Origin of the sequence: Terriglobus sp. TAA 43 (genome assembly GCF_000800015.1) — a bacterium.
Taxonomy (GTDB): Bacteria; Acidobacteriota; Terriglobia; order Terriglobales; family Acidobacteriaceae; genus Terriglobus.
On the sequence record NZ_JUGR01000001.1, the window covers coordinates 1,289,520 to 1,302,333 of the forward strand.

8 protein-coding genes are annotated in these 12,814 nt (G+C 54.1%); 2 read left to right on the forward strand and 6 right to left on the reverse strand.

The window, feature by feature from the left end; genetic code table 11:
* Window position 1: 1 nt before the first annotated feature.
* The 3 genes from M504_RS05355 to M504_RS05365 all read right to left on the reverse strand — a co-directional run bounded on the left by M504_RS05355 (window position 2) and on the right by M504_RS05365 (window position 3,955).
* On the reverse strand, window positions 2-676 hold the full coding sequence (locus M504_RS05355) for a response regulator transcription factor (protein ID WP_047488819.1): 675 nt from the start codon (window positions 674-676) through the stop codon (window positions 2-4).
* A gap of 468 nt (window positions 677-1,144) precedes the next feature.
* Window positions 1,145-2,338: a CehA/McbA family metallohydrolase gene (locus tag M504_RS05360; protein WP_047488821.1), complete on the reverse strand. Its 1,194-nt coding sequence runs from the start codon at window positions 2,336-2,338 to the stop codon at window positions 1,145-1,147.
* Between the two features lie 228 nt (window positions 2,339-2,566).
* The gene (locus M504_RS05365) at window positions 2,567-3,955 is read right to left on the reverse strand and encodes a hypothetical protein (protein ID WP_052200437.1); all 1,389 of its coding nucleotides are present in this window, start codon (window positions 3,953-3,955) and stop codon (window positions 2,567-2,569) included.
* A gap of 329 nt (window positions 3,956-4,284) precedes the next feature.
* On the opposite strand from M504_RS05365, the gene M504_RS05375 reads away from it, so the two are divergent.
* Window positions 4,285-7,758, forward strand: a complete 3,474-nt coding sequence (locus tag M504_RS05375; protein ID WP_047488825.1) for a carboxypeptidase regulatory-like domain-containing protein — start codon at window positions 4,285-4,287, stop codon at window positions 7,756-7,758.
* Window positions 7,759-7,840: 82 nt separating this feature from the next.
* Here the strand turns inward: M504_RS05375 and M504_RS05380 are convergent, their stop codons facing one another.
* Together M504_RS05380 and M504_RS05385 are read right to left on the reverse strand one after the other, a co-directional pair.
* Window positions 7,841-9,364 carry a hypothetical protein gene (locus M504_RS05380; protein ID WP_156993562.1) on the reverse strand — a complete coding sequence of 508 codons (1,524 nt, stop codon included), beginning with the start codon at window positions 9,362-9,364 and terminating at the stop codon, window positions 7,841-7,843.
* Window positions 9,361-10,956, reverse strand: a complete 1,596-nt coding sequence (locus M504_RS05385; RefSeq protein WP_047488829.1) for a PQQ-binding-like beta-propeller repeat protein — start codon at window positions 10,954-10,956, stop codon at window positions 9,361-9,363. The genes M504_RS05380 and M504_RS05385 overlap by 4 nt, the downstream gene beginning before the upstream one ends.
* Window positions 10,957-11,412: 456 nt before the next feature.
* Between M504_RS05385 and M504_RS22010 the strand changes: the two genes are divergently transcribed.
* On the forward strand, window positions 11,413-11,742 hold the full coding sequence (locus M504_RS22010; RefSeq protein WP_198137531.1) for a helix-hairpin-helix domain-containing protein: 330 nt from the start codon (window positions 11,413-11,415) through the stop codon (window positions 11,740-11,742).
* A gap of 11 nt (window positions 11,743-11,753) precedes the next feature.
* Here the strand turns inward: M504_RS22010 and M504_RS05395 are convergent, their stop codons facing one another.
* Window positions 11,754-12,683, reverse strand: a complete 930-nt coding sequence (locus M504_RS05395; protein ID WP_047488832.1) for a sugar phosphate isomerase/epimerase — start codon at window positions 12,681-12,683, stop codon at window positions 11,754-11,756.
* Window positions 12,684-12,814 lie beyond the last annotated feature (131 nt).

The window sequence follows — 12,814 nt, forward strand, 5'->3', positions numbered from 1 at the left end:
GTTATGCCTCTTCGAAGATGTAGCCCAGCCCATGTACCGTACGGATAATCACGTTTTGCGATCCCACTGGCTGTAGTTTGGACCGAAGTCCATGGATGTAGACGTCGAGAGTGTTTTCCTTGACGTCGGCTCCGGGAATCCAACCTGCCTCGATGAGTTGTTCTCGGCTTGTGATCACACCTTTTCGCTTCATCAACAACTCGAGTAGACGATATTGCTTCCGAGTCAGAGCGACCTCGCGCCCAGAACTCACAGCAACGCGCCTCGCAGGATCTAACGAAATGCCGCCGGCAGCCAGCACGGTCGGCTCTTCGCGTGTGGCCCTCCGTCCCAGTGCCGCTACGCGAGCCAGAAGTATTTCAAGGATGAATGGCTTGACCAAATAGTCATCCGCACCAAGGTCGAATACTTGAACGATCTTTGGTACCGCATCAACGGCCGTGAGCACGAGGATGGGAGTTTTGCAGAGCTTACGACGAACACGTTCGAGCACACTGAGACCGTCGAGACCGGGCAGCATAATATCCAGCAAAGCCAGATCAAATTGGCCCGTTAAGAGTTTCTGTTCACCCTCAACTCCGTCATAGCAAAGAGTCACCTGGTATCCCGCCTCACGGAGGGCACGATTCACAAGCGCGGCAATCCGTGTGTCGTCTTCAATTACGAGAATATGCATAGCATTTCACCGCCGGGGCTACTCGGCGCAGTCAAGTCTTCTCCGATGTCAATACAGCAACAAAGCCTCTCGCCCCACAACCTCGCGGGGTTCGACAACGGACAAGGATCGGCCGATGGACGTCTTAGAGTGAACGTACCTGCTTAAACCTTAAGAAGACCTGAAGCCCTTACCAAATCGGTAGCAGATTGAGAGTACAGGAGAGTTTTCACATTCTTGTTACAACAGGGTTTCATAGGGGCGGAAGTGCCTCTCCAGAAACAGAATGAACAAAATCAGGTGATCGCTCAGAAACAGCTGCGGGACGCAGCAAGACCCTCGACCGTCCCGTCAGGGTCGATCCGCATGCCATGCGCCTCGGGCTGGCATCAACATGGCTGTCATGATTTGGCACGATCAGCCGCAGGCTGCTTCGAAATCTTCCCGGAGCAGTCTGCGGCGATATGAGAAGCAACGCGCGTAGCGAAATCAGAACTGCGGATCAAAATTGAAGTAGATCGGGTTCGACAAGCCAACCATGTTCCCACTCAAAGCCATTGATTTGGGCACCTGTGGATAGGGTGTGGGCGCGCCTTCCACCTCGACCCGATAGTAGGTACGACCGATCAGTGTGGGCGTGTCTTGAAACTCTACATTCGGCACAGAGCCGGTAGTCTGCAGTGTCTTAAAGGGATTGCCGTTCTTGATGACATGGACGGTATACGTGGAGTCTGCAACGTTGTTCCCGACAAGCTGAACACGCACTGTCACTGGCTTACCAGTTGCCTTCACGTTATCACCCATCATCATGTCCATCTTGCCATCACCGTCTGTATCGGCATATAGCTCCACACGCGGCGCATTTGGATTCGCACTTACCGCTACGCGACCGTTTGTTAGCGCATCGATTACGCCCTGCGGAGTCCGCGACACCGCGTAGACCCATGTCGTTGGCGTGCCAACATAATTCGCCTCAGCCTGATAGCTGTTCTTGGTCGCCTTGTCTGGCGAGTCAGGCCGCCCATGATGCGCATCGCTGCCTCCGCGGCCGGTCAGCTTCCTGCCCGAAGAGAGCATGTCATCCCAGATCATGATTGCGTTAGCGTTCTTAGACCACAGTGCAGAATTCCAAACCTCAATGGAATCCACCATGTCGTACGAATACCCAAAGTGATCTTTGCCGCTGGGATGATTTGCTGAGAGATGAACGCCCAGCTCTTTTTTGATGGAGCCCACGACGATGTCGCGTTGGTCGCGCACATCGTAAAACCGCTGATGGTCATACGGCTTTGCCGAGAACACATTGCCGTGTCCGCGCGTCGTCGTCCACTCCGCGGCATACAGCAGAACCACTGAATCCGAATGGAAATCGGGATCAGTCCAGGTATTGTGCGCGACATCTCCCAAAACATGATTGTCGTGATCTGTGATGGCGAGGAAGTCCATACCAATCGACTTCGAATAGTCGATAATCCGCGCAACTGAATTGTTGCTCGATTCCTTGCTATGGCTGGAATGAACGTGAAGGTCGCCCTTCATCCACATGCCCTTATCCAGGCTCGCAACGGGTGGCAACAAGTTCAGTTCGACGGGAGCCCATGGGCTGACATGGGGTGTCTGAGCCTGTGTCCACTTGGTACAACCCAACATCAAGATCGCAAACAATATTCTGGAGAGACGCATAAAGCTTCCTTTTCGTCAGCACAATCGCAAAATGCCATGAGAAGCAGGCGATCGAAGGCTGGAGTGAAGGAAGTATGGTTCGGGCTTGAAAGTCGCGCTAGGTGTAAATTGAGTCGTCTTAGGTGGACGAAACTTACTCCTGTTGTCTCAATGACATCGATTGATGCGAGCACGTAGTTAACACGGGTGTGCGGATCGCCAACAACCGGCCGAAGTGGGCTGCGGACCTCACTTGATGCGCTCGGCAATCACGTGAGGGGCAGAGGCATTCGATGAAAAATCGTCTGCGCCGACCAGCAATTCAAATGAGCGCAGATGCCCTGTCTTCGTTCTGGCTCGTTCCAGCACTGGCGCCATCAATGAGGGAGTCATCACGAATGTTGTTGCGGCTTGTGTGCCTGCAGTGTTCAAGCCACCCACAATCAACACACTGCCCGTAGCTGTCAGATTCGGAAGAAAGACAATCAACCCATACGTGTGTGGTTTTCCCAGAGTGCCGTAAATCGCGCGTTCGCCAGCCAGCGGATGAGTATTGATAAGTCCCGATGGGATTGCCGGATCAGTACTCACGCGTTGTTGAAAGTTCATCTGGTTCGTAAAGAGTTGTATCCAGGGGTTGGATTCAATCGATCCAATCAGGATCGCATTGCCCGTGCGCAGATCATCCATTCGGAGATCACGGGCATAGCGGACAACCATGTGCGAAGCCGGAACTTCAGCATGGAACTCAGCCAGGCGCGATGCAAATTCAAGGTCAACGACGCTTGTAAAACGCTTGCGCCCTAGTTTAAGAAGCTCTGGCGAATTGGAATCTGTCTTCGCCTCAGCATCACTACGAAAAGTGCTGCTGATATAGGCTGCGAGCGGAACCGGGCGGTTCACAAGCGATTGCATGATCACGAGCCCGTCATCCGAAGGCACCACGAATGTGTCGTGATCCTTTGAGAATATTTGTCGCCAGAAATTCTTCGAGATAGCCTCATCGGAACTCTTACCGAAGCCATGGAAAACAAACAGAAGAACACAACAGGCAATCGATGCAGCTAAGAGGGCCATCCATATACGTTTCTTGTTCCACGACACTGCTGGCGCGACAGGAAAGGGCCCATCAGATAGAGAAGGATTATCGTCCTGTGATTCCGCTACGAAAGATCCAGATATTAACGAGGAGCTCTCAGTTTCAGAAACCTGTTGTTCAATTCCCTTCTGCCTGGGCGTAAATACTGGAACGTACCCGCCCCGCGGAATGTCGAGCAACAATGATTCATGCTGCCCTTCCTCTGCATAGTAGGTTTCGATTCTCTTCCGAAGATTGCGTGCATAGCTGCGAACGATGTTGTCCTCGTTCGAGTCGTATCCTTCAGCACGATCGAAGACAAGGATGCCGATTTGTTGCTCGGTCATCTCGTGATTTCGTCCGCGAATATGCCGATCCACAATGAAGAGCACGAAGCGCGAAAGCAGACGTGACCGCCCAAGACTCCCACTGAACGCGATACGGCAAGCAAGTTGCCAGCGTGGGTCGCTGGGGTGCGCATCGATCCTGACCTTACTTTCCTTCAGGAAGCGCTGCGTTGCATCCGCGACAAGTGCCGATGACTCTTCAAGTGTCTGCATTTCGGTACTTCGTTACAAGGATCAGCGTATCGATATGCCGTTACGGCTTCGTGAACACAGCGTTCACACTTGTCTTTGAAGCGGGTAAGCGTGAGGGGTGCAATCGTTCTCCATTCGATAAATATCGATGAAACCACTCACCACAAGCTCTTTCATTTCAGTTGAAGAGACGTGACTGCACACGCTTTCCACCCCTTTGAACACCTTGTAGCCCCATGCGGGGGAACGCATGATCGCTTCATCCACGAGCACCGTTTCGAAGAAGTGTTTAGAACCTCCGGCTGCGTACGTGTCTCGTGCAAATCTTCTCCCTTTGAGGCAGAGACGTGATGAAGTCATGGCACCCGTTTGCAGTTCGTTCGTTAACACCACATTTCAGAGTTCTGGCGACCGCCTGCGTACTGGTGTGCGCAGCGACGTCATCACACGCTCAGTCGGATTTGTCTGGCGTCTCCGGCACAATCACCGACGCTTCAGGGGCAGTGGTGAATGGAGCCGAGATCACCGTTACCGACGAAGCCACAGGAGCGGAGCACAAGACCACAACCAATAACTCGGGCTACTACACCATTCCAAGCCTTTCGCCAGGACGCTACACCATCCGCGTACAGGCACCTACGTTTCAGGCACTCACAAGCAAGGGCAACATCCTTGACCCAGCGGTAGCGACCACTGCCAATCTGCGCCTCCTCACAGGCTCGGCAAGCGAGACAGTGCAGGTCGCCGCACAGGAAACCAGCATCCAGACCGATAGCACCGTGTTGGGCCGCGTCATCGATAGCAAGCAGGCCGAGACGCTTCCACTCAGCGGACGCAACCCCGTAACTCTCGCTCTACTGAAAGCCGGTGTGACAAGCACCAGTGGCAATGTTTCAAACTTTCAGTTCAGCACAGGACTCGGCGGGCTAAATATCAATGGTGGACGTGAGCGTGACAACCTGATCACCTACGACGGCGCCGTTGCTGTGCGCGTTCGCGCCAGCGGCGATTCAGTGGGTGTTGTCGATCTTGAAAACGTGCAGGAAGTTCAGATTCTAGGAGCGAACTATCCTGCCGAGTACGGTCGCTCCGTCGGTGGTCAGGTCCGCATCATCACCAAAGGGGGTACGGATCGATTCCACGGCTCTCTGTATGAATATCTGCAAAACCCTCTGCTGAACGCCAACACCTGGGTACGCAACCATGCCTCTGCAAACTTCAACCCGGCACTCCCCCAGAGTGTGAAGTCCAACTACGTTGCACCGTTCACTTACAACCAGTTCGGTTTCAGTGTGAACGGCCCCGCATACATTCCTCACGTGTTGCCGAAGGGTAAGGTCTTCTTTCTTTACTCAGAAGCTTTCGTTCGCTATCCCGCGACGAATACTGCTCCTGTGACCGTGCCGAATCCGGCTTTTCGTACCGGCGATTTCTCCTCGGTCGCGACACACATTCGTGATCCTCTCGCAGTAGGCATATGCGATCCCAAGAATGGTGGCCCCGCTTGCTTCGCCGGAAACATTATCCCGAAGAATCGGCTTAGCCCCAACGGCGTTGGTTTGCTAACCGCCTTCCCGGCTCCGACAGCAGGATTTCTTGTGGGCACACAGAACCTTCTTCAGATTGCAAAGCACCCACAGAATCAGCAGATCGATAGCGGAAACCTGGACATCATTCCCACCGACAAGGACTACATCCGCTTCCGCCTAACGCATTTCTACTACTTCGAGAACAATCCGTTCTCTGCTGCGTATGATCTTGTCCCGCGCATCTTTAATCGTCCTAACCAAACGGTTTCACTTGATTGGGTCCACACCTTCAGCCCGAACACGATGAATGAAGTTCTGGTTACCGCAGCGCATGGTGCCGATCGTCTCTCGATTGACACCAGCACTGGCCTGTACGACCGCACGCGTTACGGCATCAACTACCCCTTCTTGTTCCCCAATGGGAAGGATCTCCCAAACAAGATCCCAACTGTTCAGTTCGATAGCAGCGCCATTACAACGCTCGACGGCAGCGCGTATCCATCGCACTCTCAAGGCGAAGTGTTTGACTACGCTGATACCTTCACGCGCATCATAGGCAATCATCAGTTGCGTGCTGGTGTGCTGTATGAACGTGCGGGCGAGAACGATAACGACCAGATCTCTGGGCAGAACAGCGTGCCCGGCCAGACGAATAATCAGAACGGTAAGTTTGAATTCTCCAGCGCCAATCCTGCAGGCACAGGTCTGGATACAGCAGACGCTGCGCTCGGCATCTTCCAAAGCTATGCAGAAGTCGGTCAGCGTGCGGAAACTCCCTATCGCGGGAACATGTTCGACTTCTTCGCGCAAGACTCGTGGAAGGTTTCGTCCAAACTGCATCTGGATTATGGCGTTCGCTATTCCATCGTGAGACCGTTCTACAGCCTCTGGAACAACATCGGCACATTTGATCCCGCGTTCTACAGCGCCTCAAGCGCAGTCAAAATCGACAAGAACGGTAATCCCATTGCAGGCTCGGGTGATCCCCTCAACGGCACGGTTCTCTTCGGCAATGGCTTTACCGAAAGCGCAAAGGCACATGTCCCGCTCGCGGTTTCCGGTGCTGCGGACTGCCTGTTTCATGGACTGCCACGCGGCTACATCGATGTGCATTACACCACCTTCCAACCGCGCATTGGTGTTGCCTATGCAATGAATTCCAAGACCGTGTTGCGTTCAGGCTTCGGTCGTTACATGAGCCGGCAAGGTGTATCTGACGGCGTGTTTGAAGGCGGCGCGCCACCGTTGCAGTCCTATGCAGGCATCAGCGGCGGCAATGCAGACAATCCGGGTGGAGGCGCGGCAGGTTCGTTCCCAACAATCTCTGGTCGTGTCGATCGCAGCTCGCCACAACCCGAGGCTTACGTATGGAATGTGTCTGTCGAACGTGAACTTCCCTTCAACACCGTCTTAGGTGTTGCCTATGTGGGACGTCGCGGACTACACGGTCAGTTCCAATCGAATCTGAATCAGGCTCCAGCCGGATCGGTTCAGGCGGCGGCTGCCGCGAAGCTCAATATCAACTCCTATCGTCCCTACGCTGGCTACGGCCCTATCACACTCGTCTCCCAGGGCTCAGGTTCGGCCTATAGCGGCTTGCAGGTCGATGTGAACCATCGCTTCCAAAAGGGTCTCAGCTTCGGCGCAGCCTACACCTTTGCCAACGCCACGGATTGCGGATCGTTCCAGAAGAACTTCCTGCCAAACTTCAACGATCCCAAATATCTCTGCGGCACCGCGGACTACGACATCCGTCAGGCCATCACGATCAACTCCGTCGCAGAGATCCCATTCCACAGTAAGAGCCGGTTCGCAAATGAAGTGCTTGGCGGCTGGCAGATCACGCAGATCTATAACTTCCAGACCGGCGTTCCTCTATCCGTCACAACGTCCACAGATATTGCTGGCGTCGGTACGGGAGGCGGTGCACAGTTCTACTCAATCGCACCTGGCGCTAACCTTGGAGCCTCAGGCGCATTCTCAGCCGGAACCTCCGATCAGAACTTCTGGTTCAACCCTGCTGCTTTCGTCGCACCCGCCACGGGCACATTCACACCGCAGCACAACCGCAACATCCTGCGTGCGCCGGGTGTCGAAAACTTCAACGCAGGCCTGCTGAAGCGGTTCAGCACCTTCGAAGGTCAGTACTTTACCTTCCGCTTTGAGGCGTTCGACTTTCCGAACCACCCCAACTGGTCTGCGCCCGACGTCAACCCTACAAGTTCCACCTTTGGACGTGTAACGAGCAAGACGGGTCAACGCTCCATGCAGGCAAGTCTCCGCTACAGCTTCTAACAGAATTACAAAGAGGACTGACGATGTCGTCAGTCCTCTTTGTAATCGCAAGCATCCAGTCGGAACTATGTTCCACCGACAGCTACTGATGTGGTTCCGGATGACCGAATGTGTAGAGCGTGTTGTCGAAGGTTGGTACAAACAGCTCACTCTCGTTGAAGGCCATCTCACCCGTACTCACGAAAGACGTCATCGTATTTCCGCTATCCCATAAAGGCTTTCCAGTAGTGGCGTCGAGAGCGTAGACAGTAGCGTGCGTCCCCTTCGTTGGAGGTTTTCCGTTTGTGTGGCTCCGGTCCGCTCCAGTAGCCAGTGCAAATACGACACCGCCAACAACAATGGGTCGCCCAGGCGAAGCCATGTCCGCAGACTTCCAGACTTCAGTGAGCGTGGGCTTACCACCGTCTTCTGTCATCTTAAAGGCGTGCACTGCGCCGATGCTCTTTGTGCTATCCGTAGCGAGCAGCCAATGTGCCCCGTTATCGTCATCGAAAGTGGCAAGTGCAGTCGGATTGAAACCGACTGCACTTGAGATCGGCGTAGAGGCTCCTCCAGTCGCATCCAGCAACACAATGCTTCCATCCTTTGTCCCCGCGGCAACCCACTCTGCATTTTTTCCAGTGACGATGATCGGCGTAGAAGCCAACTGCACATCAGCAACCTTCGTGCTCTCGAGGACTTTCGGCTTTAAGGCGAAGAGTGCAGAGTCGGTCGAGACAAAGAGTGTTCCCGCTCGATTGAAAGCCGGAGCGCCAAGGATGTTGCCTCCCTGCGACTTCCAGGTCCCTTCAGGCGCCATGTCCTTGGTCTTAACATCGAGCGCATAGATTGTGTTCGGTGAGGAGCCACAGCCTGACATCGTGGCAGCGTAGAGTGTGTCCTGCACAACAATCAGGTTGGACGGTGCGCTCCCCGGTGGAAGAAATGGAACCGGCTTGAACGCTTCTTTCCCTGAGTCGAACGTGATCGCACGGGCCATCCCATCGCTGGTAACAAGGAATATCGGCACAGAGAAACGTATACCCGGCGGAAGTTGCTGCGCGGGAGCAGCGACACGCTGCCCTGGTCCCCCACCTAACTGCCCGCCCATCGCAGCAGCGAGTGGTATGCCTTCATGCGGCTTGCCGGTAACCGTGTGATATCCGACGGAGGGGCGAGGTGTACGCGGCGGAATGGGTGTGAGAGAGGATAGCTTGCCAATCGCTGAAGACCACGATGCGCAAGCCTGCGCCTTGGAGGCGGTTCCGTAATGCTTGCTCCAGAAAGGAACTCCCAGATCGTAATCCACTGTGTAGATCGAGTCAGGACCACCGACTACGGTGAGAGCTTTGAACCCCCGATAACCGATGTATGTCGAGATCAGGATCGGTTCCGCTGCCTTCCCTGCGGTGGTGTCCATCGCAACCTTCCACAAGAACTTGAAGGCATCTGGCTTGACGATCTTCGCAGGCGTTACCTGTGGATCAGAACGAACCCACGATGTTCTTTGCGGGTCGCCGGCAGAGGTTGTCCAATCCGGGCCACCGCGTTGTGCACTTGCAAATGGTGCCATCAACGTCGCAGCGACAAGTCCCATCATTGGGAGAGAAATTCTGTTCAGGGTCATTTGGCCACTCCAAACGCATAAACATTGCCGTCATAGGTGGGCAGATACACCTTGCCATTCGCAGCAGAGATACCACTGAAATGACTCCATCCCGTGATCTGATTGCCACTTGTCCACAGTTGCTTTCCGGTCGTGGCATCCAGAGCAAGCAGGACAGCGTGGCGTCCGCCCGCAATACGCATTGTGGACTGCGCCGATACGGGCCCCGCAGCAGGTACAGGTGGCTGCGGTTCCGGCGTTTCATTCCAGGCGCGATCCACGTGTGATTGGCGAGTATCCTCGCCGCTGCCGTAGACGAACATCACACCGTTGGCGATAAGTGCTTCGTCAGCCATGTCGATATCGACCGAAAGCCATTGCGGAGTTAGTGCCCACTTGCCATTCCGCTCTTCGACTTTGAAAGCCGCCACGCCGCCATTGACGGGACGACTGAATTCCTTAGGCGCATGGAATCGCTTAGAGACCGGGCCGTTGAAAGGAACCGCAATCCATGGAGTACCTGTCGCGTCTTTCCATACACTCAGCGCTCCCCAGACTCCCGTTCCTGCATAGTTTGGCTCGTCGTTGCAGATAAGACCGGTATCCGCGAGATCGGTGCGATGATCATCGCCACCGAAGTTGTCACGATCGAGTAGCCAGACACGACATTCTTTACTGGTGCCGACCAGGAGCTTCTTGCCTTGGTATTCAAAAGCGACAGGAGTGGTGTTCACATCAAGGTCACGTTTAAAAAGGAACGCAGCGTTTGGAGGCGAGAAATAATCGGTCAGTTTGAGCTCGCCCTTGCCGTCAATCTGAGCAGCAACGATGCCGTTACCCAGACGACCGTTTTCCGCATCCCACAGCCCATCGCCTGTGCCCATGTAAACCACTCCTTCCGGACTGACAGGCGTTCCGCGGCGTCCCCATAAGCCTCCACCGCTGGGTAAAAACAGGCTGGTGACGTGTGTCTCAAGGTTGTAGGAATAAATGCCGTTAATGAGGCCACCGCAGCCCTGTGCTGTGCTGGTGTAGATGACGTTCTTAAAGATGTTGAGCGCATACGGCTTGCCATTCGGTGGCATAAATTTCTCCACCGGATCAGCGTCGGTTCCATCTGCTGGATTGATCGTATGCAGTTGACCATCCCAGGAGACGGCATAAACCTTGTAGCTTCCTGGACCAGTTTTCAGCATCGCAGGAACCGCTGTCTGACCACCGGGACAAAGCGTTGCAGCAGGGCGACCGCCGGTCGGATTAGGACTCTTGAAGTTGATGTGCCACAGAGTCTGACCGGTCTTCGCGTCGAGTCCGAACAAGTCATCAGACGCGCCGGCGAAAATAGCAACTTCCTTCTTTCCGGCAGGAGTATCCACGCTGTCTGCGATCAGCGGAGGGAAGAGATTTGTCATTTCGTGCGGCTTACTATCCAGGTGTACTTTCCATAACAGCTTCATCCCGGGGACATTGGTCAGACTGAAAGACTTGTCGTCTTTGAGCCAGCCCGTTCGAGAGCTGTCGACACCCTCAGTCAGATAATCAACAGACCATGCCGTACTGAATGTGATCATCAGTATCGCGGCAACGGCCAAAAACTTCTTTCGATGCTCCATAACGAAGCCTCCTGTGGTGCCACTCAGAGAGCGTTTTCGGCTCCGAAATTCTGAGACGATTCATCTCCTCGTCAAAGCAAACACCAATCGTATCTCCCGCTGCGATACACGGCAGGTAGTAGGGATGCTTTTGCGAGGAACTTATCGTTGCGCCGCTAAACTATCGCCTACGGGATAAAACCGTCAAGCGAGAAAATAAGTGGGGCCAAGATGGCGTGACCGCTGGGTTCCGTCGATGTATTCCCAGCACTGCCAAGAGAGCCTCCTTGAGAAATTTCGCACTATATTGCTAGAATTCCGGGCAATATGACCAATCAGACTCTCCGCGTCGTCCGGCGTTGTATATATCTCGGATTTGCATTTTTCGTGATGGGCGCTCATGCCCAACAGATGGCGGACGGTCCTGACAAGGATCTCTTCGTGAAAACTTGTTCCAAATGCCATGAGATCGAACGAGTGCTCTCGAAGCGACAGGACAAGAGTGGCTGGCAGGAAACCGTCACAAAGATGCAGGGCTACGGCCTGGTCGCAGACGATGCTGATTTGAAACGTATCATCGACTATCTGGCAGCCAATCTGCCGGCAGAAGCAATCCTCAAACTCAACGTCAATACAGCAACCCGGATCGATTTCGAATCCCTGCTCTCAGTGAAGCGATCCGTCGCCGCGGCCATCATCGAGTATCGGGACAAGAATGGTGGTTTCAAATCCATCGACGAACTGAAGAAGGTGCCCGGCGTCGACGCTGACGTCGTGGATGCGAAGAAGAACAGTCTCACGCTGTAATGGATGAGTCCTTAAACACCGCTGCCGTAAATCTCATCGATGAGCTTTTGCAGATAGACCTTTGACTGCATGATGTCGGAAATCTGTTGCGGACCAGAAATCTCGCGCTCGATGGTGAAGGGTCCTGTGTAGTTTGCCTCTTTGAGTTTGCGAATGAGCGCGGGGAAGTCTACCTTCCCTGTGCCGATAGCAACTTCTTTGCCGAGATCGTGCGGATTTGTCGGAAAGAGACCGTCTTTCATGTGAGTGCCGCGCACGAATTTGCCGAAGACATCCATTGCATCGACCGGATTTCCCTTGTCGTACAGGATGAGATTCGCCGTATCGAGATTGACGAAGACGTTGCCCTCTGCCACATCCTGAATCATGCGCAGCATCGTGATCGGTGTCTCTTCCCCCGTCTCACAAAGCAGCATTACTCCGTTTTGCTTGCAATGGCTTGCTACTTCTTTGATCGCGGTGATGGCAACAGCGTAGCGGGGATCTCCGGGCTCTTCGGGTATGAACCCAAGATGGGTGTGAATGGCCGGAATATTAGAAGCGTGGGCGAAATCGGCTGCAAGTTTGAGTGCATCGATCCTCTGCCTCCGATAGGTGGGAGGAACGATTCCAATCGTCTCAGCTCCGTGATCGAAATCGAAGATTCGCGGCCCGGGATTATGTTCACTGACAGCCGTGACTCCGACGTTGTACTTCTTCAACGCATCCTGCAGCGGTGCGACCTTGCTCAGGCTCAACTCCTCAAAAAAGATTTGGCATTGGGTAAATCCAAGATCGTGTACATGCTTGATCGTGGCTTCCGGAGAACCGTCCTTTGTGACCTTCACAACAAGCCCAAGTTGAGGCACAGAAGAAGCCGCCAATGCGACGGAGGGCAAAGCTGCGCTCACCAGAGAGGTTGTGACTAGCTGAAGAAACCGGCGTCGATTCAAAGAGCCCATTGAGATATCTCCCGGATGAAAACAAGACTGCGGTCAACAGTAAGAATGCATCGTGCAAATGAAATAGTCAGAGACCAAACGGCTCAGGTAGAGTCGCTCTGAAGTAACGACAAAACGACTAGGCGATACGT

Bases quoted from the DNA above. Each gene is read 5' to 3' on its own strand.
- M504_RS05380 (WP_156993562.1), bottom strand. From the start codon at position 9,364: ATGACCCTGAACAGAATTTCTCTCCCAATGATGGGACTTGTCGCTGCG.
- M504_RS05365 (WP_052200437.1), bottom strand. From the start codon at position 3,955: ATGCAGACACTTGAAGAGTCATCGGCACTTGTCGCGGATGCAACGCAG.
- M504_RS05375 (WP_047488825.1), top strand. From the start codon at position 4,285: ATGAAGTCATGGCACCCGTTTGCAGTTCGTTCGTTAACACCACATTTC.
- M504_RS05395 (WP_047488832.1), bottom strand. From the start codon at position 12,683: ATGGGCTCTTTGAATCGACGCCGGTTTCTTCAGCTAGTCACAACCTCT.
- M504_RS05360 (WP_047488821.1), bottom strand. From the start codon at position 2,338: ATGCGTCTCTCCAGAATATTGTTTGCGATCTTGATGTTGGGTTGTACC.
- M504_RS05355 (WP_047488819.1), bottom strand. From the start codon at position 676: ATGCATATTCTCGTAATTGAAGACGACACACGGATTGCCGCGCTTGTG.
- M504_RS05385 (WP_047488829.1), bottom strand. From the start codon at position 10,956: ATGGAGCATCGAAAGAAGTTTTTGGCCGTTGCCGCGATACTGATGATC.